At 30.4% G+C, this 24,725-nt stretch carries 25 protein-coding genes and 1 pseudogene; 9 read left to right on the top strand and 17 right to left on the bottom strand.

What is annotated here, in order from left to right:
• The first annotated feature begins 516 nt into the window (after nucleotides 1–516).
• The 3 genes from KPL51_RS11750 to KPL51_RS11740 are packed head-to-tail and all read left to right on the top strand — an operon-like array spanning nucleotide 517 to nucleotide 4,191.
• The gene (locus KPL51_RS11750) at nucleotides 517–2,010 is read left to right on the top strand and encodes a spore germination protein (protein ID WP_216161396.1); all 1,494 of its coding nucleotides are present in this window, start codon (nucleotides 517–519) and stop codon (nucleotides 2,008–2,010) included.
• Entirely contained in the window at nucleotides 1,991–3,076 is a 1,086-nt protein-coding gene (locus KPL51_RS11745) for a GerAB/ArcD/ProY family transporter (RefSeq protein WP_216161393.1), read from the top strand. The genes KPL51_RS11750 and KPL51_RS11745 overlap by 20 nt, the downstream gene beginning before the upstream one ends.
• Nucleotides 3,073–4,191 (top strand): Ger(x)C family spore germination protein, encoded by a 1,119-nt coding sequence (locus KPL51_RS11740; protein WP_216161390.1) that lies wholly within the window; start codon nucleotides 3,073–3,075, stop codon nucleotides 4,189–4,191. Before KPL51_RS11745 ends, KPL51_RS11740 begins: the two co-directional genes overlap by 4 nt.
• 165 nt (nucleotides 4,192–4,356) lie before the next feature.
• Here the strand turns inward: KPL51_RS11740 and gad are convergent.
• From gad to KPL51_RS11710, 7 genes and pseudogenes are all read right to left on the bottom strand, one after another.
• A pseudogene (gad, locus tag KPL51_RS11735) lies at nucleotides 4,357–5,367 on the bottom strand (glutamate decarboxylase).
• Entirely contained in the window at nucleotides 5,333–5,737 is a 405-nt protein-coding gene (locus tag KPL51_RS24025) for a pyridoxal-dependent decarboxylase (protein WP_263628351.1), read from the bottom strand. The pseudogene gad and the gene KPL51_RS24025 overlap by 35 nt, the downstream one beginning before the upstream one ends.
• Nucleotides 5,738–5,935: 198 nt before the next feature.
• On the bottom strand, nucleotides 5,936–7,636 hold the full coding sequence (locus tag KPL51_RS11730; RefSeq protein ID WP_216161387.1) for an ABC-ATPase domain-containing protein: 1,701 nt from the start codon (nucleotides 7,634–7,636) through the stop codon (nucleotides 5,936–5,938).
• 111 nt (nucleotides 7,637–7,747) lie between these two features.
• Nucleotides 7,748–9,394 (bottom strand): hypothetical protein, encoded by a 1,647-nt coding sequence (locus KPL51_RS11725; RefSeq protein WP_216161384.1) that lies wholly within the window; start codon nucleotides 9,392–9,394, stop codon nucleotides 7,748–7,750.
• An 802-nt stretch (nucleotides 9,395–10,196) separates the two neighbouring features.
• Nucleotides 10,197–10,745 carry a ParB N-terminal domain-containing protein gene (locus KPL51_RS11720; RefSeq protein WP_216161381.1) on the bottom strand — a complete coding sequence of 183 codons (549 nt, stop codon included), beginning with the start codon at nucleotides 10,743–10,745 and terminating at the stop codon, nucleotides 10,197–10,199.
• Between the two features lie 379 nt (nucleotides 10,746–11,124).
• Nucleotides 11,125–11,997, bottom strand: coding sequence for a chemotaxis protein CheX (locus KPL51_RS11715; RefSeq protein WP_216161378.1), 873 nt, complete (start codon nucleotides 11,995–11,997; stop codon nucleotides 11,125–11,127).
• Between the two features lie 17 nt (nucleotides 11,998–12,014).
• On the bottom strand, nucleotides 12,015–12,383 hold the full coding sequence (locus tag KPL51_RS11710; protein WP_216161376.1) for a response regulator: 369 nt from the start codon (nucleotides 12,381–12,383) through the stop codon (nucleotides 12,015–12,017).
• 225 nt (nucleotides 12,384–12,608) lie between these two features.
• On the opposite strand from KPL51_RS11710, the gene KPL51_RS11705 reads away from it, so the two are divergent.
• Nucleotides 12,609–13,118 carry a DUF2179 domain-containing protein gene (locus KPL51_RS11705; RefSeq protein ID WP_216161373.1) on the top strand — a complete coding sequence of 170 codons (510 nt, stop codon included), beginning with the start codon at nucleotides 12,609–12,611 and terminating at the stop codon, nucleotides 13,116–13,118.
• A gap of 44 nt (nucleotides 13,119–13,162) precedes the next feature.
• On the opposite strand, the gene KPL51_RS11700 is transcribed toward KPL51_RS11705, so the two are convergent.
• Nucleotides 13,163–13,360 (bottom strand): hypothetical protein, encoded by a 198-nt coding sequence (locus KPL51_RS11700; RefSeq protein WP_216161370.1) that lies wholly within the window; start codon nucleotides 13,358–13,360, stop codon nucleotides 13,163–13,165.
• A 160-nt stretch (nucleotides 13,361–13,520) separates the two neighbouring features.
• Between KPL51_RS11700 and KPL51_RS11695 the strand changes: the two genes are divergently transcribed.
• Nucleotides 13,521–14,639: an NADH-dependent flavin oxidoreductase gene (locus KPL51_RS11695; protein WP_216161366.1), complete on the top strand. Its 1,119-nt coding sequence runs from the start codon at nucleotides 13,521–13,523 to the stop codon at nucleotides 14,637–14,639.
• A 128-nt stretch (nucleotides 14,640–14,767) separates the two neighbouring features.
• On the opposite strand, the gene KPL51_RS11690 is transcribed toward KPL51_RS11695, so the two are convergent.
• From KPL51_RS11690 to KPL51_RS11675, 4 genes are read right to left on the bottom strand one after another with little or no spacing between them, the layout of a single operon-like run.
• A complete protein-coding gene (locus KPL51_RS11690; RefSeq protein WP_216161364.1) occupies nucleotides 14,768–15,073 on the bottom strand; it encodes a LiaF transmembrane domain-containing protein in 306 nt (101 codons plus the stop codon).
• Nucleotides 15,066–15,590, bottom strand: coding sequence for a hypothetical protein (locus tag KPL51_RS11685; RefSeq protein WP_216161360.1), 525 nt, complete (start codon nucleotides 15,588–15,590; stop codon nucleotides 15,066–15,068). Before KPL51_RS11685 ends, KPL51_RS11690 begins: the two co-directional genes overlap by 8 nt.
• Entirely contained in the window at nucleotides 15,571–16,029 is a 459-nt protein-coding gene (locus KPL51_RS11680; protein ID WP_216161357.1) for a hypothetical protein, read from the bottom strand. Before KPL51_RS11680 ends, KPL51_RS11685 begins: the two co-directional genes overlap by 20 nt.
• Entirely contained in the window at nucleotides 16,026–16,535 is a 510-nt protein-coding gene (locus KPL51_RS11675; RefSeq protein WP_216161354.1) for an RNA polymerase sigma factor, read from the bottom strand. Before KPL51_RS11675 ends, KPL51_RS11680 begins: the two co-directional genes overlap by 4 nt.
• Before the next feature lie 281 nt (nucleotides 16,536–16,816).
• On the opposite strand from KPL51_RS11675, the gene KPL51_RS11670 reads away from it, so the two are divergent.
• The gene (locus tag KPL51_RS11670; protein WP_216161352.1) at nucleotides 16,817–17,797 is read left to right on the top strand and encodes a tocopherol cyclase family protein; all 981 of its coding nucleotides are present in this window, start codon (nucleotides 16,817–16,819) and stop codon (nucleotides 17,795–17,797) included.
• A 46-nt stretch (nucleotides 17,798–17,843) separates the two neighbouring features.
• On the opposite strand, the gene KPL51_RS11665 is transcribed toward KPL51_RS11670, so the two are convergent.
• Together KPL51_RS11665 and KPL51_RS11660 are read right to left on the bottom strand one after the other, a co-directional pair.
• Complete coding sequence (locus KPL51_RS11665; protein ID WP_216161349.1) at nucleotides 17,844–18,338, bottom strand: DUF6106 family protein; 495 nt, start codon at nucleotides 18,336–18,338, stop codon at nucleotides 17,844–17,846.
• A 73-nt stretch (nucleotides 18,339–18,411) separates the two neighbouring features.
• Complete coding sequence (locus KPL51_RS11660; RefSeq protein WP_216161346.1) at nucleotides 18,412–19,806, bottom strand: MATE family efflux transporter; 1,395 nt, start codon at nucleotides 19,804–19,806, stop codon at nucleotides 18,412–18,414.
• A gap of 216 nt (nucleotides 19,807–20,022) precedes the next feature.
• Here KPL51_RS11660 and greA point away from each other — a divergent pair, with 216 nt between their 5' ends.
• A complete protein-coding gene (gene greA, locus KPL51_RS11655) occupies nucleotides 20,023–20,487 on the top strand; it encodes a transcription elongation factor GreA (protein WP_216161343.1) in 465 nt (154 codons plus the stop codon).
• 125 nt (nucleotides 20,488–20,612) lie between these two features.
• Here greA and aspD read toward each other — a convergent pair whose 3' ends face one another.
• From aspD to speE, 3 genes are all read right to left on the bottom strand, one after another.
• The gene (gene aspD, locus KPL51_RS11650; protein WP_216161340.1) at nucleotides 20,613–22,247 is read right to left on the bottom strand and encodes an aspartate 4-decarboxylase; all 1,635 of its coding nucleotides are present in this window, start codon (nucleotides 22,245–22,247) and stop codon (nucleotides 20,613–20,615) included.
• 204 nt (nucleotides 22,248–22,451) lie between these two features.
• Complete coding sequence (locus KPL51_RS11645; RefSeq protein ID WP_216161337.1) at nucleotides 22,452–22,649, bottom strand: cold-shock protein; 198 nt, start codon at nucleotides 22,647–22,649, stop codon at nucleotides 22,452–22,454.
• 137 nt (nucleotides 22,650–22,786) lie between these two features.
• Nucleotides 22,787–23,659 carry a polyamine aminopropyltransferase gene (gene speE / locus KPL51_RS11640; RefSeq protein WP_216161334.1) on the bottom strand — a complete coding sequence of 291 codons (873 nt, stop codon included), beginning with the start codon at nucleotides 23,657–23,659 and terminating at the stop codon, nucleotides 22,787–22,789.
• A 298-nt stretch (nucleotides 23,660–23,957) separates the two neighbouring features.
• Between speE and KPL51_RS11635 the strand changes: the two genes are divergently transcribed.
• Nucleotides 23,958–24,410 carry a hypothetical protein gene (locus tag KPL51_RS11635; protein WP_216161332.1) on the top strand — a complete coding sequence of 151 codons (453 nt, stop codon included), beginning with the start codon at nucleotides 23,958–23,960 and terminating at the stop codon, nucleotides 24,408–24,410.
• Nucleotides 24,411–24,452: 42 nt separating this feature from the next.
• Complete coding sequence (locus tag KPL51_RS11630; protein WP_216161327.1) at nucleotides 24,453–24,608, top strand: hypothetical protein; 156 nt, start codon at nucleotides 24,453–24,455, stop codon at nucleotides 24,606–24,608.
• Nucleotides 24,609–24,725: the final 117 nt, after the last annotated feature.

Genomic DNA, 24,725 nt, shown 5'->3' with positions numbered 1-24,725 from the left:
AAAACAATTCTATAAAAATATAAAAGTAACTAAGTTCCTTTTATATTTTTGATTAAGTTGAACAATGTGAATGTAACACAAGTACAATGATATGCTCCCAATAAAGTAGACAGATTAAATAATAAAAATCTGTTACTAGAAATGGGAGTATTTTTATGTCTAGAAGAACTAAATATACAACAAAAGAAAAGTATACTTATGGTGATAGTTTTGGTAGCCTCAACATCTGAATCCAAACCTATTCAAAACACGAACTCTGACTATATTAACCTAATTTATTATGTAATGATGAAATAATCTTATAACTATATTATTAAGCATTTCTCTTTTAAGATGAAGATTTTTTCTTTTCTGTTCAAAGATTATACCTAAATAGAACATCTTGAATAGGTTTTACTTATATTCGAATCACCTAAAATGACTAATTTATACCTTATTGGATATAATTTTAACTGAATACGATTTTCTACATAATTAGTAAAGAAAATTATATCTATGAGGAAGGATGATTTACTTATGAAGCTTGAGGATAAAATCAATTCTATTACAGAATTAAGCGGTAATAACCAACAAATTATAATAAGAAAATTTCATATTGGAATAATACATCCTATTGAAGCTGCACTTTTATATAAAGATGGCTTAGTAGATCAAAATATCATCAATAGAGATATTTTAAATCCTTTAATGCATCAAGTGAATGAAGATTTAAGCACTATTGAATTGATTAATGAGCATGTCTGCGATAAATATATTTCAATGTCAAAGATAGCTATTGAAAGTGATATTAGTATAGTAGCAAAGGATATTAAAAGTGGGCAAACAGCTATTATTATATATGAAGCAAATAGTTTTATTGTTGCAGATACAGCTGGTGCTGAACATAGAAGTATTACAGAACCGATGGACGAAGTGGGAATTAAAGGACCAAGAGATGGGTTTGTAGAAAACCTTCAAGTAAATCTCAGCCTAGTAAAAAGATCACTAAAAGATAAAAATTTGAAAATAGAGAATCTAATTGTTGGAAGACGTTCACAAAAGGATATAGCGTTATTATATGTTGATGACATTGTTGATAAAGACATACTTGATGATATTCGTAATAGATTATCATTAATCGATGTAGATTTCATTGGAGCTAGTGGGGAGATTTTACAATATATTGAGAAATACCCATACTCTATTTTCCCTCAAGCATATGCAACTCAAAGACCAGATGTTGTGCAATCAAATCTTTTAGAAGGTAAAATTGCTATAATTGTTGATGGTACACCCTTTGTGCTTACTGTTCCATCTTTGTTTATAGAATTTTTTCAAGCAGCAGAAGATTATTATCAAAGAACAATTGTAAGTAATTTTAATAGATTCATTCGTATCTTTGCAACTTTTATTGTTGTCATATTACCATCTATTTATTTAACTTTAATTATGTATAATTCGGAACTAATTCCAATTCGATTTATAATTCCTATAGTTCAATCAAGACTAAATATAGGGGTATCGCCATTTCTTGAAATATTATCTATGCAAGTTGTTATAGAAATTTTAAGAGAAGGGGGATTACGCCTTCCTACTAAAATTGCTCAAACATTAAGTGTAGTTGGAGGTTTTATAATAGGCGATGCTGCTTTGCAGGCAAGAATAGTTAGTCCAACCACATTAGTAATAGTAGGAGTTGCAACTATTGGAACTTTTATCGTACCAAGCTATGATATGTCAATTACAATAAGGTTACTAGGGTTTCCCTTATTATTTTTAGTTAACTATTTAGGAGCATTAGGATTAATTGCAGGTTTATATTTTCTATTTGTACATCTTCTTTCATTAGATAGCTTTGGAGTTCCATATTTTCCACTAGACAAATATGATGATTTAAAAGATATGTTTATTAGAGCTCCATTATGGAAAATGAATAAGAGGCCTGAGTCTATACCCAATAATAATCCAGTAAGACAAACTGATTTCAGAAATAAGTTTGGAGGAAATAAAAATGAAAAAAGTAGGAAGTAATGATATATCTCCAGGTGAGTTTACTTTTCTGCTTATTGGATCTATGATTGGTGTTGGAATATTATCATTACCTAATGATCTAGTAGTTGTCGCAAAACAGGATGCGTGGATATCGGCATTTATTGGAGCCGTATACCCATTATACATGGTTATTATTGCTTCAATTTTATGCAAAATACATCCCAAAAAAAACATCTTAGTCTTAAGCAAGATATGTTTTGGAAAATTTATTGGAAATATTTTAAATATTATTTTTTTATTGTATTTTGTATTATTTACTACATCCATAGCTTTTCAAGTTAGTCTAATAAAGTGGACTTTAATAGTGAGTTTTTTAAGTTTACAAAAAATATTAATAGTCATACTAGCGTTGGCTGCATATACGGCAACAAAAGGATTAAAGATTTTAGCAAGAGTCAATCAGTTAATGTTTATACTTACTATTCTTTTATCTATAATTTTATGTGCTGCGTTGTTCCAAGGAAACTATTTAAATATATTTCCAATACTAGGTAGTGGAGTTTTAAATATAGTAAAGGCAAGCCAATACTCGGCTTTTGCTTTTGGAGGAATTGAAATTATATTTTTAATCTATCCATTTATAACTGACAAGACAAAAGTTATGAAAGCATCAATAAAAGGAGTTCTAATAACAGCAATAATTTATGCTTGGATTACATTTATTACGATTTATTATGTGGGAATAGATATTATTCCCAAGATGTTATGGTCTGTAAATATGGTAGCTAAAACCGTAAGAATACCTACTATTAGCAATTTTAAGTTTGTGTTTGTTGTTATATGGGCTCTTATTATTTGCAAAACAATAGCTAATAACTACTTTGCAACAGCTTTCATTTTAAAGGACTTTTTTAAAAAAACCGAAATAAAAAAAATTGTTTATATTATTTATCCGTTAATATTTTATTTATCCCTGAAATATAGTAATCTTTCAACAGCAACAAGTTTTCTAAACTTTATAACTCCTAAATATGTATTATTCAATGTAGCTTATGTGACAATAATAACGCTAATAATTTATGTTAAAAAAGGACAATTAAAATGAAGAATAACAAAAAAAAATATGTAATCCCAATTTTAATATGTAGTGCAATTGCTATTTTTTTCTCCTCCGGGTTAAGACAGCAGCAACCAATTGAACAATTGAATATTATTTCTGCAATAGGCCAAGACATTGATATAAAGAGCGATATTGTAAATTATACTACATTATTCTCAGTGTATTTATTTGGGCCTCAAGAAAAAATAGAAAGTGATGTAATAAAGTCCACTGCCGCAAATCTTGGCCAAACTAGGCAGGTTAGGCAATTAATTGATGATAAAGAAAGCATATTAGGTTCTGAAAAATTAGTTGTTGAGAGTGAAGAGGCCGCAGTATTTGGTATTAGGAATATGATAGATATTTTATTTCGAAATCCATATTTAAATGACACTGCATATATGGTAGTATCTAAAGATAAGGCAGCAGACATACTCAACATGAATATAAAAGGATATCCAAGCTCTGGAGATTTTATAGCGGGATTAATTAAGAACTCCAAATACTATAACTTTTTTTCGGATAATTATAAAATAATAGATGTGTTTTTTGCTGTTGATAGTGAGGGACGTAACATTACACTGCCTTACATTGAAATAGTAGATAAAGGAATTGAAATTACTGGAATGGCACTATTTAAAAAAGATAAAATGATTACAAAAATTAATACAGATGAGCTTAAAACATTTAATATAATAAAAGAGAATAATGTTAGAGGCATCCTTACAATACAAAAGAATGCAAAAGATTATATTAACTATTATGCTACTTCTAAGAGAAAAATTTCTTGCACTAAAAAAGGGGATAAATATAATTTTACTATAAATATTGATTTAGATGGCGATATAATAGAAAATACACTTTATAAAAATTTACGAAGTAGTTCTGAAAAAAATGATGAATTTAACAGAGATATGGCTCAAAAGGTTAAAAAAGAATGTGATAGTTTTATAACGAAAATGAGAAGCCAATATAAAATTGATTGTTTAGATCTAGGTCAAGTTGCAGCAGCTAAAAATGGTAGACAAACGGGGGTAGATTGGAATTCTATAGTATGTGATTCAAAAATAGAAGTTAATGTGAAGGTTAAAATTGATAAAACTGGAAGAGGAGATTATTAATTTTATAGTACAAAACCAATAATTACCATATAAATTCTTCTCTTGTATATTTATCCATATCATTTCACCTCAAATTTATATTTACTTTACTTGCTATTGAAATAAATTTCAAAAATTAGAAAACTCCAAGCTCTTAGAAGTAACCTAAGAGCTTGGAGTTTTTATTTATTGATGAAAACTAACTTCATTAGAATGAACTAATAATGGGTTCTTCTTTAAATACTCCAATTCCTTTTTTAAATCACGAAGGAATAAAAATATCATATCACGACTAACAACATGACGAATTAATATACGTTGTACGGTTAAATTCTGGCGATTGCTTGGGAGTGGATAGGATGCAATTTGCCAACCATGCATTCTTAACCAATCAGAAAGTTCATAAAGTGAAAACCCTGCTCCAGCTTCATCCTTTAGGGAGTAACAAACTGCTGGTATACCACCATGCCCATCATATAATATATCAAATAAGTCTATTTTTCCAAGCTCTTCCCCCAAATACTGCGCAGTGTCGGCACAAGCATTGTTAATTGCAGTGTAGCCCTCATTACCTAATTGCAAAAACTTGTAATACTGAGATATAATTTGACCCGCTGGTCGTGAAAAATCCAGTGCAAATGTTGTCATTTGTCCTCCTAAATAATCTACATTAAAGATTAATTTCTCAGGCAAATCATCCAAAGTTCTCCAAATAATCCAACCAACACCAAGTGGTTACATTCCAAATTTATGACCGGAGGCATTAATAGATTTGACCCTAGAAATACAAAAGTCCCATTTAACATTTTTCTGTATAAATAGTGCAATGAATGCTCCGCTAGCGCCATCTACATGAATTGGAATATCATAACTTGTTTCTTTCTCAATTGCATCTAAGGCTTTAGCCAGCTCCTGCACTGGTTCATAGATACAGGTAAATGTGCTACCTAAAGTTGCTACTACTCCAATTGTGTTCTCATCGCAGTACTGCACTAGTTGGTTCGGTTTCATACCGAGCTCGCCTGGCATTAGTGGGACTTCTCTTATTTCAACATCAAAATAACGTGCAAATTTATGCCAACATATTTGTACAGGACCACATACGATGTTAGGATTATTGGTAGGTTTACCCTCAGCTTCGCGACGTTTTCGCCACTTCCATTTAAGTGCTAGGCCGGCCAAGCATGCCCGCTTCACTAGATCCAACTGTGGAACACCCAATGGTATCTAATTTTCCAGGTGAATGCCAAAGATTTGCCAATATATTCACACATCTATGTTCAATTTCAGCAGTTTGTGGGTATTCATCCTTATCTATCATATTTTTATTAATTGACAAATCTATAAGACTACGAACTTCATTTTCAATGTATGTAGTGCAAAAAGTTGCTAGGTTTTGACGAGCATTTCCGTCCATAAATAGTTCATCATGAATCAGTTGACGAATCACTCCAGGGTCGGAAATTTTATCAGGTAGCTCGTCTTTTGGAAGCTGAGCCTGGGCTATTGAATTAGTATAAAGATTCTTACCGTCATCATCTCTGTTTTTGCTGTTAAATAATGCCATATTAGATTTCACCTCTCTTATCTATACTCCTTAGATAATTGTATTTTAAAATTTCTGTACCTAACATAGGGCGCTATTATTTCTTATTTCCTAATCATGGGTAATACTTATTTCATCCTGATCCTATACATAACATTAGTTTAACTATTTATTCTTTATTTAATACCTCTTCAAAAAAAACACTTAGCTACATGAATATTATATTTTTAAGTTTCTGTATCTATTGTAAGCTGCCATTATTTCTTGCTTTCTTGGCATAGCTAAACTCCCACTCCCACCTTTTGATTTATCCAAAGATATCAACCCATTTTTGTCTATTTCACAAATTATATTATCCACCATAGTCTCAAAACCTAGATCCTTATTCATAATATTACTCTCTGCCCATTTCATAATTGATCCGATAGCATTTAATTGTTCATTATCAACTATTTGCTCCACACCTCTCAAATTTATATCCTCTTTGTTTATATTTATAGTGTCTATTCCTATAGTTTTAATTTTAATTCCTTTTTCCCCAAGAGCAATAGTCCCAGCCTTAACTCGCCTATTAAAAGCAATATCTATTTTTACGTTTCTATCCATTATTCTTTTTATAATATGACCAAGGCTTAGCTTTTTAGCTTTTTCTGTCACATCCACAGCCATATAATTATCCATTTGTATTACAGAATCTGCTATATCAAAAAAATCTCCACAGCTTCCTACTACTATTATTGTTGAAATACTCTTTTGCTCATATAGCGACTTCGCTATTTCAATAAAGGGTGTGATTGGCTCTTTTTCTGTGCAAACTAATTTTTGCATTAAATCGTCCCTCATCATAAAATTAGTGGCGGATGTATCTTCATCTATTAAAAACACCTTAGCTCCACTTTCTATTCCCTCAATGATACTCGCCGCCTGTGATGTACTCCCACTTGCGTTTTCTGTAGAGAACTCTACAGTATCCTTTCCACCCGGCATATTACTTATAAATAGCGATATATCTGTTTTAGTTATACATCTACTGTCTTCTGCTCTTACTTTCAAAGCAGATTCATCTGTTATAACAAACTCCCTACCATCACCTTCAATATGATTATAAACTCCAAGCTCTAGCGCTTTTAATAATGTAGATTTACCATGATATCCTCCACCAACTATAAGTGTTATACCTTTTTTTATTCCCATACCACAGATTGTGCCGTGACTCTCAGTATTAAACTCCACTTCTAATTCCTTTGGTGAAACAAATACCTTGCCCTCTATTAATACTTTTGAAGATACACCACTTTCTCTAGGAAGTATTGACCCATTAGCTACAAATGCAACTAGTCCTCTATTAGATAATTCACTTCTTATACTCTCCTGGTCTTCTACAACCTTTACTCTGCTCATTAATTTGTGACTATTAATATTTTTATATAGTAAAGTTTTCTCTATGATGCCAGGTATGATTTTATATAAAATTTTCTCAAGCTCCTTTGATAAAACACTTCTTCCTCTAGCTGGAAACCCCACATAAAACCTTGCTTCTATTTTATCTTCATTTATAATTATTGAAGTTCTTTTTAATATTTCCTGTGGACATTTACTTATAGCTATGAGTCCACTCTTCCCAGATCCAGAGCCTCTTTCAGCACACTTATTTATATTAGAATAAAATTCTCTTGTTAAGTAATCTGCTACAGCAATATTTTTGTTCTTATTATCAAAAATTTTCTTTGGGAATTTTGCAATATTTTGATTTATTATTACTCTAATTCTTGATGGTGATGCAAACGGATCACCTTGGACATGATCTATGCTAAGTGTATGAGTTCCAAAATCATATTGCCCCTCTAAATCTTTGTAAAGCCTATAGCTTTTTCCTTCAATCCTGTCTAAATCTGTTTTTAATGTTTGTGAATTCTTCATATAAATCTCCTTTTATCTCTTTATTAAGCAAATGTTAATTACTAAAACATATAATAAATGCCGGCTGAGATTAACCTTAGCCGGCATTTATTATATAAGAAACCCTAAGTTTTATTGATTTTCCGATATCTTACTGTAGTCCTTGTAATTTGGTGAATCTTCACCAACTAATTTATCTAATTTCCAATTATATCCCTTAGCATCGTCATAAACAAGGAAATATACTGCTACAAAAGAAACTGTTTTGTCTACTTTGTCTGTTTTGTCCTTCTTATCCTTTTTAACATCTAGATAAGTAATACTTCCATAAACATATTTTATATTTTCAAAACCTTTCTTAGATAACGTCTCCTTAGTCTTATAGGTATTCAACTCTTCAGGTGTTATTTTATGATTATTGGACCACCAAAAAAGCAAATTGCTTCCTTCTATTTCGCCGTTAGATATAGTGGATTTTATCACTGAATCAGGCACATTATTTATTTTTCCACTATCAATGGTAGTTTTTGAGCCATCTATTAAGGATATCTTACTTAAAGATATTGAAAAAGTATAATAAGTCGATAATCCTAAGTTTAATTCTCCGGCTGCATTTTCTCTCTTAGCAGTAACATTTAATGTTCCCGTTTGCGCATCAAACTCTTTTCCGGATACCACAATACTATTGGTAAAGCTATCCTTTACGGTAAATCCTTTGCCTCCGAAAAAACCTGAATAAGATAGTGTTTCTTCAAATCCTCGTTTTTTTATAGGTTCAATAACTTTTTCATTAGAAAAAGTTGGTGATATTATTAATTTAAAATCTTCATTGCTATTTTCTACAATACTCGCAAGGGTCCAAATTTCATTTTCAAAAACAAGCTTACACTTTATTTTACCATTGGCAGCAAGAAGTCCGCTATCTATGGAAGCTTGAACTATGATTTCTTCTTTCCCATTTTTTAAGTCCGGTGTTCTCGAACTAATACCAAGCTTTTTAACATCTTGTCCGCCTAAGGTTACTGGTGTATCTGAAATATTTATATTCAATTTCTTTAATCCAGTAAGAAACTTCTTTTCATCCATCCCAACTACTGGTTTTATCGCAGTGACCCCCTCAAGCCCAATTTCATCACTAACTTTCCATTGATTATTACCTTCAGATGTATATACTATTGAAACTAAGGTCTTCGCCTCAATAGCGCCATTATTCAATGTTAATGCTACTTTTATCTCATCCTTATGCTTATCCGTATTCCTGCTGCTTATAGTAAAACTTTTCATGTAATCTTCACTTATTTTTATGCTTGTCCCTTTAGGAAGAGTTATTACTTTACCTATCAAGTCTGCTTTTATTCTAACTTCATCTACAGGCTTAACAATAAGTAATGAGTATGCAAACACCCCTCCTGCAATAACAACTAACAATGCTATTATAGGTATAAGTACTTTCAGATTCATAACTGGTTTTTTAAAAGAAGTAAAAAATTTTTCCCTGCTTCCTTTAATGTTCACAAAAGGTTTTTTTAGAGAACTAAAAAACTTACCTTTGTTAAACTTGTTTATATCTTCTTCTGTTATTGCAGGCATGGCTAAAGTATCACTCTTTTTTCCCACTGTGCCAGCATCAACTATATTTTCCCTTTGTTCATTATTAATTTTATCAGGAATCTGTTCAGCTTCCAAATCAATGTTGTCTTGAATTTCCCATCCGCAATAGGGGCAAAATTTTAATCCATCAATATTTGTAAATTCATTTTTACAGCTGTTGCAAATCATTTGTTACCTCCAAACATTTATAAAAATTTATAAAATAAACAATATTTTGTGCTCAATATATTATAGCCTTTTTGCTTACTATATTCAAACATATTTACCTTACTAGTTCTGAAACTCCCACGCATAAATGCATGGGGTTCTTAAGTACTAAATAACTTTCTTTAATGCTCTCACTAAAAGACTTACATTATTTCTAAATGCTTATACCTACAACACGCTAGCACTAATTATTTCCCCTAAGAATTTTACTACCAAAGATACCTCCGTACCCATTAACGATAGCATAACGGCTCACTTCAAAACCGTATTTACTTACTTAAATCCCAATACTTGATATTAAATTAATTCCACTTATTTTCATTTCTTTTAATCTATTAATCTCAAAATCATGCAATGTCTTAAAATTATCATAAGTTTTATTGCATAACTCCCTATTAATTAATTCTAAATCATTTTCCACATTCATAATAAGGAAAGCAGAATAACAATCCCTTTGAATTTGAATAGATTATTCCATCTATCTTTTAATTCTTTTTTATTATATTCGCCTGTGAAATGACTATATTGGGATGCTTTAACCTTTTGAGTGTTAATTTTCAATATTTCCATTCCATAATATTTAAGTTTTCTATTGATTATCTCAATTAACATTATACTTGCTTGTTTTCTCTGAATATCTCTTAACTTATATAGAATAAATATTTAGTAAAGGAGGAGCTCGTGCTTCTCCTTTGTTAACTATTTCTATAAAGTTTGATTATAAATACCTCACACCATTATATTGAAATCATAGTGCTCCTTATTAATTTTCTTCATAAGAAACTGGCACATTATTTATTCCAAGTTCTTGTGCTGCAGCATATTGGTCATATCCTGACACTATTATAAGGCTACCTTTTTTAACAACTATAGGTGTGCTAAATTTATTATTATTTTTCATATAATTTATAGCTTTGTTCTTTGAACGTTTTATCGACAAATCTTCATTTTCATTTACTAGCTTTGCAATATCCATTATTTCATCAGTTCCTGTTGGCATATCAGCATTTAAATCTATTTGTCCATTCTCATCTTTTAACAAATGGAATAATTTAATTGATGCTGCTTCCACTGAAATAAAAGGTGTTCCTTTGCTATTTACACATGCTTTTAATTCCCCTTTGATCACAAAGTAATTTACATCCTTCATACCTACTACTGCATCTCTCCAATAATCTTTTTTTACAATTACCCTATAAATTGACTCCATATTATCATAAGTTCCTATTTTAAATAGTAAATTAATATCACCATTGCCTAACTTAGTTGTTTTTACAGGTAACCCTTTAATTATAATTTCACTTTTGTTCATAATTGAATTCTCCTTTATTTGTAAATATTTTTTTTAGTTTAGGTTAGTACACTAAATAGTTGTATTTATAAATCCCACACCTATCAAATTCTAAAAATAAAACACCTAGAAAGCATATATTGCCTTCTAGGTGTTTTTATCTTTTAGAATTTAACTTCTTATTAGTTGTCACGGAAATAGATTTAGCTAGTCCTATGTTAGTTGTTATTAGATGTTTTTCGCATGTAGAAATTTCACCATTATAAGCTAACACAGACATCACCCCATTCGTAAATTTTTAAACACTTATTTATAAATTACAACTTTTATTTTTCAATATTTTCGCTCATATATTCATTATAACATTTTGCGCAGAAAATAACAATTTTAATGGTCTATTCTATAAATGAGATATGATAAGCTCCATTTTACCAAATGGTAATTCTATTTGAAGCATATATGTAGAAGAAATTGTCTTTTCAAAAGACACTGACTGAGGCTCCATATCTAATTGAATTCCCATATTAGACATGGCTACAAGATACAATCCATTGTTTAAATTTAAAAATTCACCCACTGAATCTTTAGCCATTTCATCCACACTTGTTAATTCTTCCTCCGCATATCTAGAAGCAATTTTTACAAACACTTCCTCTTCTGCGTTAATATAAGTTTGTAAATTAATCAAATTTTTTATTCTTTGACTTACTACCCATTTTGTTTTGCATTCTTCAACTTTAATAATTTTATTTGTATAAACTTCTGAATCAATAAATCGAATTATATTTCGCATAAACAAAGAAATATATTGTTTTATTTCATCTCCATATTTATCCTCTTCTAAGTTTACATAAACATTTATTATTTCGTCTACATCATCTCTTTGTAGTGCATCAAATTGCTGCTTAGAGATATTATACTTTTTCTTATACTCATAAAGTGCTCCTTCAAACCTTTCAAGAGACATATAGTTTTTATCTATTAAGGCTTGTGCCAGTAAGAGATGACCAAAGCTTTGAGAACATAACAATTCATCTACTTGCTCCTCTTTTATATATCCTAGATCTACAGCTATCTCACCAAATCGTTTATCAACCTTTGCTTGCATTTGATGTACTTCACTGGCTTGCTGCGCATTCATATATCCCGCATTTATAGCTAAAACTCCCAGTTTTAGTCTAACTGAATGTTGATATTCTAGTGCTTTCTTCAATTGCAACACTGTTAGATATTTTTCACTTAATAAATATTGACCAAAATATTGACTAAACATAGCTTCACGCTCCTTATCTATTTTAAATTAAGAAGAATCTTATTAATTTGTTCAGCTTCCCAAGGTTTTTGTACAAATTCAAAGGCGCCTACTTTTATTGCCTCTTTTATATGTTCTTTTGTACCTGCTGAAGAAGCCATTACTACTTTTGCATTTTTATCAAATTCTAATATTTCTTTAACTGCCTGTATTCCATTTTTAATAGGCATAATGATATCCATAAATACCAAGCTCGGATTACTCTCTTTGTATATGTCTATTGCCTCTTGCCCATTAACAGCTTCTAAAATATCATTACAACCACAACTTTTTAGTACTTCTTTTAGCTTTTTCCTAATTAACATAGAATCATCACATACTAATACTTTAATCGAATTTTCAATCATCAAATCTCCCCCTCATATAATTTTATTATGCAAATTTCTTACTTCTATACATAATTTCGGCATATTTTAGATAATTCCTTTTTTTACTTTTTACCAATATAAAAAAATAAAAATATATATTCACTTTCATAGATATATCATGCTAAAACGCTTTAAATGTATCATAATATATACTATACTAGAGTAGGTGCAAATTACGAATATTTTCATGGGGGAATGATGCATATGTTTATATATTTTCTAATTTTTTTTGCTAAAATAATTGAGGTTTCTCTTGCAACTGTTAGGACAGTACTCATAACTAGAGGTGAAAAGTTTTTCGGTTCTATTATTGGCTTTTTCGAAGTACTTATATGGTTGTATTTAATAACTACAGTACTTATTGGAATAAGTGAAGAGCCATTTAAAATAGTTGCATATGCATTAGGATTTTCTTGCGGAAATTATATTGGTTGCATTTTAGAAGATAAACTAGCACTGGGACTAATTACTTTAAATATAATAGTATCAGTTAAAGATGGTCCAACATTGGCTAGAACCTTAAGAGCAGAAAATATAGGTGTTACTATTATGGATGCTGAAGGTTTAAAGGAAGCTAAAAAAATGCTTATATTGCATGTTAAAAGAAAAAGAAAATCTAAAGTGTTAAAATTAATAACTAACACCAATATTAATGCAGTAATTTCCCTAGTAGATACTAAAACTATATATGGAGGTTATGGTATTAGAAAATAAACAAACAAAAGGCTACTGCAATTAGTTTTGTAATAGCCTTTTTTTTATTTATTATCAATAATCCATTTAGCAGCTAAAATAGCCTTGTCCATTTGCTTTGTATTACAAGGAATACATAAAATCATATTATCAGTTTTCACTCCAAAATCAGTAAGTATATTATTATCTTGGATGTTAATGCCATAAACTCCTTTATCAGATGCCCTTTCTAATTTTTCAGCCTTTAAATGAGATAAATCCATACCTTGTACATTGTCAAGTTTTAAATATGAAATAATAAATAAATCATGTATGTTAATAAATATTTAACAATAATAATTATTGTTTACAACGGTATGCAAATATAGTATTATGTAAATAAAGGAAATTATAATAAGATTTATTTGAAAGGGAGAGATTAAATTGAAAATAGAAAAACTACTTAAGTCTAGAACCTTAGGTTCATCAATAAATGTAAAAAATCCCATAGTTATGGCTCCTATGACCACTTTTTCAGGTAATAGCGACGGAACTGTATCTGAGTCAGAATTAAGTTATTATAAAGCAAGATCAAAGGGTGTAGGTATGGTTATTACTGCAACAACCTATGTAAGTGAATCTGGCAAAGGCTTTCCAGGCCAATTTGCCGCCTATGATACTAGCTTTTTACCAAGTCTAAAAAAATTAGCTCAGACTATAAAGGGAGAAGGCGCCATAGCCATTCTACAAATGTTCCATGGTGGTAGAATGGCTATTCCTGCTGAAATACCAGGTGGACAAACTATTAGTGCCAGTGCTGTAGCACCAGAAAGACCCGGTGCAATGACACCTAGAGAAATGACAGAATTAGAAATTCAAGATATTATTAAAGCCTTTGGTAAAACAGCAAAACTTGCAATAGCTGCAGGTTTTGATGGTGTGGAAATTCATGGTGCTAACACATATTTATTACAACAATTTGTTTCTCCTCACTCAAATCGTAGGAGTGATTTTTGGGGAGGAAACGTAGAAAAACGAATGAATTTCCCATTGGCTGTTATAGCCGAAGTCAAAAAAGTTGTAAAAGAAGAGGCTGGAGCTTCATTTATAATTGGCTATAGATTTTCTCCAGAGGAAACAGAAAATCCAGGGATAACTTTAGATGATACACTTTTATTTATAGATGCATTAGCAAATCAAGGACTAAGTTACTTGCATGCTTCCATAATGGATTTCTGGCAAAGTTCAATGCGAGATACCAACAGCACGAGCCCTATAATTTGCAAGATACTTGACCAAATCCATGGTAGAGTCCCTTTCATTGGTGTTGGGTCTATCCATACACCCGGCGATGCTATAAAGGTACTTGATAGTGGTGCAGCATTTGTAGCCCTTGGTAGAGAAATAATAATGGAACCTGATTGGGCATACAAAGTTCAAAACGAGAATTTTTCGGAAATACGTACTACATTAAGTAAATCTCGTGGAAAATCTTTAGATATACCAGAACCACTTTGGAATGCAATTATAAATACACCAGGTTGGTTCCCACTTACAGAATAATTATTTTATATAGATATAAAGTTTACATACAATGAACTTATATCTGAAAAATGCCAGATATGTTATTAAAACATATCTGACATTTTTGTTATCTCGGAAAATATTTTAGAGTTCACAGGTTTCACAATTTAAAATACTGTTCTAAACTGCGACATATGAGTAATTACATACTCCATACACCCCATTCCCATTGCAAAGAATGATACCATTATTATAAGGAATATTGCGCTGAAATCATATTTCATTATCTCTTCCTTGTTTATTATATAGGCTACAATAATTTCAATACCCAGTATAATTAAAACCAGTGGCCACATGGATGCTATAAGTAAATAATTAATATTTGGATTTATTAATCGTAATAAAAACATTATGCCAAATATAACTAAAACTATTCCTGTGGTAAATGTCCCCACCCTGCGTCCCTTAATCATTCATATCACACTCTCTTTTTTTACCTATAATAAGCTTTGTACCTATAACAATTATTACAACACCTATGATTATTTGAGGAGCCATTCTTGTTATATTATGAATCGCGTTATATACTTCGTCAGAAATATATCCCGTTAAACTGTTTATAGTGTTAATCCATATTAAGTAGACACCAAGGAGTACTAGTATTATTCCTGAAACCAACCTGTGTTTTTTTAATATACCCCAATCTATGTTTCCTAATTCATCAAGTGAAAATAAATAATCATCCTCTAAGAGCAAAAATTCTTCATCCGTTGAATAACGTTTGTTTATACAATCGAAAAACGAATAAAACCAGATTAGTGGTAAAACAAATAGCAGTGGGCCTATAGACAGCCAACTAGAAAGAAATATTAAAAAGAAGAATGCTGCCATAAATGATAGACCCATCTTCATAAAGCCCATATACATGTGACCTGCACCAGGTAACATTGAAAAACAAAAGGTTAAAAACTTACTTTTTTCCTTTTTCATTATTAAAAACCTCCAAATTAATTATTTTTTGAGAGAAATCATTAAGACTTTCATTAATTGTGTTAATAGTACTCAAACTCATTGGGTTTACTTTTAATGTTTTGGTTTCTGTATTAGCTAGAAAATTTAATCCATTTGAAAAAACAATCATTAATGCTACACTTGCTGCCATTACTACCCGAAGAGAATAAAACACAAACTGAGTATTATTTTCTTTTTTCTTTTTCACTTTGTAGAATACCTCCTGCTCAAACCCTAGTGGCGCCTCTACAAGCTCATTATCATTGAAACTATTAGCTAGTGCATCCGCACAACCTTCACAATTGCAAATATGTTCTGATAATAAAATTAGTTCATTGTCATTTAGTGAACCCTCTTTAAGTGCTTTTAGTGATGTTTTAGTTAAGTGACCATATTCTTTAAATAATGTAGTACTCACATTAACTCCTCCTTCCACAAAACTTTTAACAGTTTTTTGGATCTATACAGATGAGTTTGCAATGTTTTCAAACTTTGACCTGTATCTTTTGCCATATCGGAAAGCTTAATATCTTCACAAAAATAGTTTATGGCCACCGCCCTATAAGGCTCCTTTAGTTTCTCACATAAACTATATATCTTTTCCCTACTATGTTTTTTTAAAAGTGTATCCTCAGGTAAGTCTCCCGTGTCTACTACTCCTTCAAAATCTTCATTTGATAGGCAATGAATTGCTCTTGCAGGGCTTTTAAGAAAATCTTTACATTTATTTGCAGCAATTTTAGTAAGCCAAGCTTTAAAATTCACCCCATCAAATTTATTAAAATTAGTATAGGCAGACAAAAAGGTTTGTTGTGCCAAATCTTCTGCATCAAAGTAATTTTTTGTAAAGGATAGACAAATAGTAATGATTAAACGTTCATATTGTTTTATATAGTCTGCAAACTGATCCTTTTGGATAACCATCCCCCCCCTTTGTCCTTACACTTAATATAACGATTGTAAATATAAAAACACTTCAAGCTAATAACAATTTATTTTATTATTAGATAATATTCATAATAAAGCTTTTATTTTGCTCCTTCTTAAATAAGTTAAAATGCCTCAAAGAGATAATTATTATTAGCATGTAGAATAACAATAGTTAAAATGTGTTACAATAAACTGAATTGTTTTATACGGTTATTACTATTAAAATACAAAATCAGCTTAAAATAGAAAAAATCATACTTTCTAAGGAGCAACCAATGTTAAAAAATATAATAAACCCAGATGTTTTTCATGGAAATAATAAAAAAAGTAATTTTTTCGAAGGCTGGTACTTCAAATTAGTAGATAAAAATATGACTAATGTACTATCTTTAATACCTGGAATTTACCTTGGTAAATCCGTTGAAAACTCCCACTCTTTTATTCAAATATTACAAGGTAATAAAGTGAGTTATAGCTATAAAAAATTTTCCAAAGATGAATTTCACTCTAAAAGTAACAATGAGTTTAATATAAATATTGCAAATAACAATTTTTCTTTAAAGGAAATTTCTTTAAATATAAATGATAACCTTGATAAAATAAATGGTTGTATTTCCTTTGAAAATCTTCTAAAATGGCCAGACTCTGTAATAAATCCTGGAAGCATGGGATACTACAATTTTATACCTTCAATGCAATGTTATAGTCAAGTTTCAGTTATGGACATGGATCTTAAAGGCTGCCTATGTATTAATGGTGAAGATATAGATTTTACTGGTGGAAAAGGTTATGTAGAAAAAAATTGGGGCTCTGCTTTTCCTTATTCTTGGACTTGGGTACAGTGCAATAGTTTCAAAAATAGAAAAGCCTCCATTAGTTGCTCTATAGGCCATATTCCTTTTATGATAACAAGCTTTAGAGGCTTTTTAATTGGATTATATGTAGAGGATAAATTTTATAAATTTACAACAATAAATAGAAGCACCTTAGACATTATACAAAATGATGTGGATGTTATAATCACTAGTGAAAATAAAAAATATAAATTAATAATTGAAACAAAAACCGATAAAAAAGATTTCATGCTCTGTATGGGACCTAGAGATGATAAAATGGTTCCACTAGTGGATGAAAATTTAAAAGCCTCAGTAAAGGTTACTCTTATAGATAAAACAACTTCTAAGGACATATTTTGTGAGGATGGTTTGTGTTGCGGCATTGAATACGGTGGAGACCAACGAATGATATTAAAATAATTTTTTAAAGCCTTTGCAACTTTATAAAGTAATGCAAAGGCTTTATTTATACTCTTTTTATTGCTCTTGGATTAATTTTAAAGCAACGATTCAAAAACTCTTCATCTGGCACAAACTTTAATTGCATTTTATTGTTTCCTTCTGTTACCATTGCAACAAAAATTCTTTCCTTTGAAGTATTAGGATAGGCATTCACTATAGCACTAGGCTTGTTAGAATAATCTTTTAAAGCATCACTACCCTCCCATGCTAGAAGTCCAACCTCTTTTATATTAAAAGTAACTACTGTACTTCTTTTTTTCAATTCTATTATCTTATCTATTTTGATTTCACCATATATAAATTGATACTCATACTCTACAAATAATTTTTTCTTGAAGAAGAAACTCCCTATTGCAAAACACAATAGCACTATAGCAAAAATTAAATTTATGCTAAAAGCTAATAGCCCTATTATTGCAAATATAAATGTTGCTGCATTTATTGTTTTATAAGCTCCTGTTTTATATGTTGTTACTAGTTGTTCATAAACATGATCCATAGTATTGCCCCCTCGTCTTTGCACATTATACCATATTTTGAAAATTCATGGACCATTACCATTACCTTTTAACTTACTGCTTTGATAATTTTTCTTCAATTTCTTTATTGCCTATACTTTTTTCTTTAAGTCCTTCTATACTTTTATAAAGAAAAAATGCAGTAAGTGCCGATGCAATAATATCTGCACATGGTTGTGAAAGCCATAATCCATCCAATTTAAAAAATAATGGAAGAATAAGAATAAGTGGAATTAATACTATTACTTGTCTCAATATACTTAAAATCATTGAAATTTTCGCCTCATTTATTGCTTGAAAATAGCTTGCTCCTAAAATTTGAAAGCCTAAAATAGGTAAAAAAATCAAATCAATTCTAAGTCCACGGGCGCCCAAATTTATTAGTGCAGGATTATTACCTACAAACACAGAAATAAGCGGTTTCGCAAATAGTTGAACTGCAATAAATCCAATTGTAACAATGCACGTACCTAACGTTATAGCAAGCTTTAGAACTTTTAAAACTCTAGGGTACAATTTAGCCCCATAATTATATCCTATTATAGGCTGAATTCCTTGACTTATACCAAATATAGGCATAAAGACAAGCATTGATATGCTGTTTAGTATTCCCATAGCAGCTATTGCAAGATCCCCACCATAAGAGTAAAGCCCTTTATTATATAAAATAATTACAAGGCTTGACGCAATTTGCATAGAAAAAGGTGCCATCCCAATAGCAAAAATTTGCTTTATAATATGCTTGTTTAGCTTTAAATTCGCCTTATTTAGCTTAAGAATACTTCCACTATTCTTAAAAGTAAAGTATTTTAATACCCATAACGTATTAAAGGCTTGGGAAATTACAGTTGCTATTGCAGCACCTTCAATTCCCATATTAAAACCAAATATTAATATTGGATCTAATATAATATTAATAACTGCACCAAATACCATTGTAAGCATTGCCATTTTGGGATTACCTTCAGCTCTAATAATATTGTTGATACCAAAGCCTATATTTTGAAAAACGGATCCCATAAGTATAATTTGTATATATGCTTTTGCATAGGGTATACTACTTTTACTTGCCCCGAATAAGATTAAAAGTTTGTTTAAAAACAAAACTCCAAGTATTCCAATTACTAAGGATATTATTGTTATAAGTATTAGTGCATTTCCTAAAATATCATCTGCAGTATTTTTGTCTTTTTCTCCTAGTTTTATTGATATTACTGCACTAGCGCCTATACCCACAAGCATTCCAAAAGCCATTATAATAACTGATATAGGAAAGGTGATAGCAAGTCCTGAAAGAGCAAAAGATCCTACTCCCTTTATGTGACCTATGTATATTCGATCTACAATGTTGTATAATGCACTCACTATCATACCCGTTATAGCAGGTATAGAAAACTTTAAAAGTAGTTTTCCAATACTTTCTGTTCCTAATTCTTTTGTTTGATTCATATAAAAATTTCCTCCATGTCAAAAAATTAAATCATCTGTTTTCTAGTATATCATAAATTTTTATATATTTAGTTCACCTATAAAACTAAAATCACTAAAAATATGATATAATAATTCTTTATTGAGTTGACTATCTTAAACTAAATTTAATATATTAATTTATTTAAATGTAGATAGCATCATCACATACATAAAAATTGTTAGGAGTGACAAATTATGAAAAGTACAATATTAACACCTAGCGGAGTAGTAAAACTAGAAGAAGAATTGGAACTACGCACAGGGGAAAAAAGAAAAGAAATAACAGCAGCAATCAAAGAGGCAAAAGGCCATGGCGATTTAAGTGAAAATGCAGAATATGATGCGGCTAAAGATGACGAAGCAACTAATAATGATAGAATAATTAAGATTCAAGAATTACTTCGTAGCGCTACAGTAGTAGATGACTATAGTAATGATGACCATCTAGGTCTTGGTGGTCAAGCTGATATTAAATTCCTTGATACAGATGATATTGAGAAAGTATGCCTAGTATCTACAGTAGAGACCAACCCAGAAATAATGAATATAAGTATTGAATCTCCACTGGGCATGGCAATATATAAAAAGTCCCTGGGAGAAACATGTACTGTTTTGGCTCCAGAGGGTAGTTATGAAGTAATTATAGAAAAAATTTATTAATAAGATACAACATAGCAAAAAAATAAGCAGAAAGTAATCTCTGCTTTTTTTTAAAATTTAAATTTTTACCTTTTGTACCTACACATAGTATTTTTTTAAACCAATTTTTTATTCATCAACTTTATTTATTTCTTTTTAGAATCATTCCATTCTTTTGCATAATCTTCTAATACTTTATGAAGAACTTTTCCAATTTTAGAATAAGATTCATCATTAAGATTTGCAAGTGATATTCTGATAGCCCACTCCGGCCCATGGAATCCACTACTACCTAATAACACTATGGATGATTTCTCCGCTAGACGTATGAGAATGTCTACTGGTTTATAATTTTGTCGTAAATATATGACAAATTCCTTATTATAATTTTTGCCTGCCCACTCCAGTAAATCAAATTGAGTATAATAAGAAGCATCCAAGGGCTCTAACTGCAAATCTAATCCCAATCCTTCGAACAAAAGTCTTTTGCGGTTACGACAAATATCCTTTGTTAACTGTTTATATCTATTTTCTTTATCGGTAATAGCAAATAGCGAAAAAAATGCCATTTGTACTTGTTGTGGTGTAGATAACCCTGCAGTATGATTAAGTGCTACCTGACGGCTATCTGCCACTATTCTATCCATAAATGGAATACTATCAGGATTAGTAGAAATTCCACCGTACCTTCTTCTTGCTCTTTCCTTTTTATCCTCGTCTTGCTGCCTTAATAATTTATCAAATACATTATCTTCATAGAGTGAAACAGTTCCAAGACGCCACCCTGTTACCCCAAAATATTTTGAATAAGAATATACTCCAATTGTATTATATGGGAGATCTGTCATTAATGAACGAAAATTGTCTACAAATGTACCATAAACATCATCTGATATAATCATTAAATCTGGATTGTTATTCTCAACAATATTTTTTAATTGTTTAACAGTTTCTGATTTCATTGCAACAGAACCTGGATTACTTGGATTAACTATAAATAATGCCTTTATATTTGAATCACTTATTTTCTCAATTTCACTCGAAGAATATTGCCATGTATGTCTACCATCCTCAGTTGTTTCGTCAGCCAAGACTTCAACAACTTCAAAATTATAACGAGGTAAATGAGGTATTTCAAGATAAGGTGTAAAAATTGGTGCCATAAGTGCAATCTTATCTCCCTTTAACAATATATTGTTTGCAATCAATGTATCAAAAATATAGCACATTGCTGCCGTTGCACCTTCAACCGCAAATGTCTTAAACTTCCCTGGAAATGTCCCATTGTAACACAACTCCTGAATGAGATAATCATTGACTACACTTTCAACATGTTCTAACATTCTATCAGGTTTTGGATAATTATCACCAATAATTCCATCTACTAATTCATAAATCCATTCATCAGAATCAAATTGCTTTTCTGTTATGCCATAATTAATCATTTTAATAAGAAGCTCAATTCCTGGGGAGTCTTTATGTTTTTTTGTGAAATTTATAAAATGCTCTGTAATTCCTTCTTTCTTTGGCATTCCAGCTAAGTCACCTTGACTCCAAGCACTACGACTTTCCTCCACCGCGAATTGACCAAAGGTGAAAAAGGCTTCTCTTGGAGATGCTGCAATCCAGTTAGGATTTCCTCTGCCTGCGTCCAAAAGTGCGTGTGTACCATTTTTCTTTGATTCCTCAGCAAGATTGATTAATTTATCTTTAAGTTCAAAAGGACTTATTTTACCATAAACTTCTTCTATTTCTTTACGTTGAAGACTTAATTTATCCAATTTTAATACCCCCTAGTCAATAATTAACTAATTATTTTTTTATTTAATCTTATTATTATACCTCAATAACGTGTTTCTAAACTAATCATTTAAGTGTTTTTTACATGAAAAAACAGCATATAAAGAATAAAGAAAATAATTAATCCTGCCAACTACAAAAAGCCACCTTATAAGGTGGCTTTTTGTAGTATAAATATTAATTATTTATATTGCTGAAACTTCAATTGCTTGAAGTCCCTTAGGTCCTTCTTCTGTTTCAAATTGAACTTTTTGACCTTCGTCAAAACTTTTTCTTGCATCTTGGATTGCAGATACGTGAACAAAAATATCTTTTTCACCTTCAACTTCAATAAATCCAAATCCTTTTTCTGCGTTAAACCATTTTACTGTTCCGATTTTCATTAATTATCCTCCAAATACAAAACACCATTTTGTAAGATGCATTAATTTTGCATCAACAATGTTCCACTAACAATATACCATAACTTTCAAAAAATATCAATTTTCTATATTTATATTTTATTGCTGCCTATTAGCTACTATTTTAAATCACTTATAAAATTAGGAAGATCAAAGCATGATTTAGCAATCTTCTTTGTTAAATAACGAGTTTCAGCAGGCAATCTATTTACGTCCATATCGCTAGGATCATAAACATCTGAAGCCATTGTAAAACTCCATAATCCACCTGGATATGTTGGAACAAAGGCTATATAGGTTTTTACAATTTTAAAATTATTCTTTAATATTCTTCTTGTATTCTCAATTATATTACGATGTATCATTGGTGATTCACTTTGACATACCATTACTCCGTCAGTTTTTAATGTCTTTTTCACATTTTTATAAAATTCTTCTCCAAACAAATCCTTAGCAGGACCCTCTGGGTCCGGAGAATCCACCATAATTATATCATATTTAATATCAGTAGTTTTTACATATTCAACACCATCGCCGAATTTAAAATTGATTCTTTCATCAAAATCAGAGCCTCCACTTATTTCGGGAAGAAATTTTATGCATTCTTTTGTAACCACTTCGTCAAGTTCCACCATATCAATTATTTCAAGGTCCTTGTATTTTGATAATTCTCTTACCGCTCCACAGTCTCCTCCGCCAATTACCAACACATCTTTTGGACTTTTATGAGTGAGTACTGGAATATGAGTAATCATTTCATTATATATAAAACCGTCTGCAGATGTAGTCTGCATTATCCCATCAAGCACAAGACAAGGTCCAAATGCCGCAGAATCAATCAGCGCTACCTCCTGGTATGGAGACTTAGAATAAGAAAAACATTTATTAACTTTATAAGTAATTTTTAAATTTTTCTTTTCAACTTCAACTTCCTCAAACCACAGTTCATTATCTATTTCTTTAAAATACTTTGGTAGTTCATTAATTTTCATAATAATTCCTCCATTATAATAAATATACCTATCTGTTATATCTCAAAAAGATAGCACTCCTAGTATATCATAAATACCTGAAAATTCAATAAATCCAAAACTATTTTCTCATAATCCAGTTATAACATTTAAAATACTTATTATTAACTAATTCTAACCGAAATCATAACATATACTTTACAATGGTCTGCTAGAATAATTGAAACGGATACATTTTCGATGAATATTTTATATATAAGTGACTTTGACAGTTTTAGTTTTATTAATCTAATAATTTATTAGAAAGGTGAGGATTAAAATGAAAAAAGAACAATTGCTTTATAACGTAATTTTTCCAGAAGATGAGGACCCAAGTTATATTAATTATGGCTATTTCATAGGGAGGAACAGAAGAAGCATATATAAATTGAAAGCTACCCTTAATGAAGGTCAGCTAAACCCAATAATAATTAGCGACGGTAATAATGAAAATGCTTTTTATGCTAAAGTTTTTCAAAATGAAGTAGAAAGATTCTTGAAAATAGTAGCTGAATTTCATTTTGAACAAATTAACATAAATTGTCATTCTCTAAATGAGGTAAAGCTAATGTTTGGAGAACAAGTAATTTATAACCGAAAAAAGATGTACAAATCACCTCAATATAACTACTCAGAAAAATACACTAATGGAATAAAAAACTGGAAAATACCATACATAATACCATCAGATCCAATAAAGGAACATAAGCCAACATTAAAAAGAGCAATTTAATTTATATAAATTTCTAAGACTTAAATTAACAGGAGGCGGAATATGCTGCTTACGTGTTTACCCGAAGAAATTTTGCTGGAAGTACTAGAGCGAACTTGTAAATATACAATAGATAATGAAGTTTTTGAAGAAGCGAAAAAATTATATGATGAGAAGATTTCAAAAAGGTGTAAAACGGGAAAAAAAGAAAGCAAATAGCTTTCTTTTTTATGTTCTTTAGAGTTTTCAATTTCATCATTTTTCATTTCTACATCTTTTCGTAATCTTTATGTAGCACTGATTTGGATAGAGAATAGAATAGCTATAACAATGAAT

The sequence above is a fragment of the Clostridium bowmanii genome, from assembly GCF_018861315.1.
GTDB classification, from domain to species: Bacteria; Bacillota; Clostridia; order Clostridiales; family Clostridiaceae; genus Clostridium_AD; species Clostridium_AD bowmanii.
This window is presented reverse-complemented; position numbering and strand designations above follow the sequence as displayed.

What these genes read in the sequence shown, in the direction of transcription:
- KPL51_RS11750 (WP_216161396.1), top strand. Translation starts at nt 517, where the DNA reads ATGAAGCTTGAGGATAAAATCAATTCTATTACAGAATTAAGCGGTAAT.
- KPL51_RS11745 (WP_216161393.1), top strand. Translation starts at nt 1,991, where the DNA reads ATGAAAAAAGTAGGAAGTAATGATATATCTCCAGGTGAGTTTACTTTT.
- KPL51_RS11740 (WP_216161390.1), top strand. Translation starts at nt 3,073, where the DNA reads ATGAAGAATAACAAAAAAAAATATGTAATCCCAATTTTAATATGTAGT.
- KPL51_RS24025 (WP_263628351.1), bottom strand. Translation starts at nt 5,737, where the DNA reads ATGGCATTATTTAACAGCAAAAACAGAGATGATGACGGTAAGAATCTT.
- KPL51_RS11730 (WP_216161387.1), bottom strand. Translation starts at nt 7,636, where the DNA reads ATGAAGAATTCACAAACATTAAAAACAGATTTAGACAGGATTGAAGGA.
- KPL51_RS11725 (WP_216161384.1), bottom strand. Translation starts at nt 9,394, where the DNA reads ATGATTTGCAACAGCTGTAAAAATGAATTTACAAATATTGATGGATTA.
- KPL51_RS11720 (WP_216161381.1), bottom strand. Translation starts at nt 10,745, where the DNA reads ATGAACAAAAGTGAAATTATAATTAAAGGGTTACCTGTAAAAACAACT.
- KPL51_RS11715 (WP_216161378.1), bottom strand. Translation starts at nt 11,997, where the DNA reads ATGTTTAGTCAATATTTTGGTCAATATTTATTAAGTGAAAAATATCTA.
- KPL51_RS11710 (WP_216161376.1), bottom strand. Translation starts at nt 12,383, where the DNA reads ATGATTGAAAATTCGATTAAAGTATTAGTATGTGATGATTCTATGTTA.
- KPL51_RS11705 (WP_216161373.1), top strand. Translation starts at nt 12,609, where the DNA reads ATGTTTATATATTTTCTAATTTTTTTTGCTAAAATAATTGAGGTTTCT.
- KPL51_RS11700 (WP_216161370.1), bottom strand. Translation starts at nt 13,360, where the DNA reads ATGGATTTATCTCATTTAAAGGCTGAAAAATTAGAAAGGGCATCTGAT.
- KPL51_RS11690 (WP_216161364.1), bottom strand. Translation starts at nt 15,073, where the DNA reads ATGATTAAGGGACGCAGGGTGGGGACATTTACCACAGGAATAGTTTTA.
- KPL51_RS11685 (WP_216161360.1), bottom strand. Translation starts at nt 15,590, where the DNA reads ATGAAAAAGGAAAAAAGTAAGTTTTTAACCTTTTGTTTTTCAATGTTA.
- KPL51_RS11675 (WP_216161354.1), bottom strand. Translation starts at nt 16,535, where the DNA reads ATGGTTATCCAAAAGGATCAGTTTGCAGACTATATAAAACAATATGAA.
- KPL51_RS11670 (WP_216161352.1), top strand. Translation starts at nt 16,817, where the DNA reads ATGTTAAAAAATATAATAAACCCAGATGTTTTTCATGGAAATAATAAA.
- KPL51_RS11665 (WP_216161349.1), bottom strand. Translation starts at nt 18,338, where the DNA reads ATGGATCATGTTTATGAACAACTAGTAACAACATATAAAACAGGAGCT.
- KPL51_RS11660 (WP_216161346.1), bottom strand. Translation starts at nt 19,806, where the DNA reads ATGAATCAAACAAAAGAATTAGGAACAGAAAGTATTGGAAAACTACTT.
- greA (WP_216161343.1), top strand. Translation starts at nt 20,023, where the DNA reads ATGAAAAGTACAATATTAACACCTAGCGGAGTAGTAAAACTAGAAGAA.
- KPL51_RS11645 (WP_216161337.1), bottom strand. Translation starts at nt 22,649, where the DNA reads ATGAAAATCGGAACAGTAAAATGGTTTAACGCAGAAAAAGGATTTGGA.
- speE (WP_216161334.1), bottom strand. Translation starts at nt 23,659, where the DNA reads ATGAAAATTAATGAACTACCAAAGTATTTTAAAGAAATAGATAATGAA.
- KPL51_RS11635 (WP_216161332.1), top strand. Translation starts at nt 23,958, where the DNA reads ATGAAAAAAGAACAATTGCTTTATAACGTAATTTTTCCAGAAGATGAG.
- KPL51_RS11630 (WP_216161327.1), top strand. Translation starts at nt 24,453, where the DNA reads ATGCTGCTTACGTGTTTACCCGAAGAAATTTTGCTGGAAGTACTAGAG.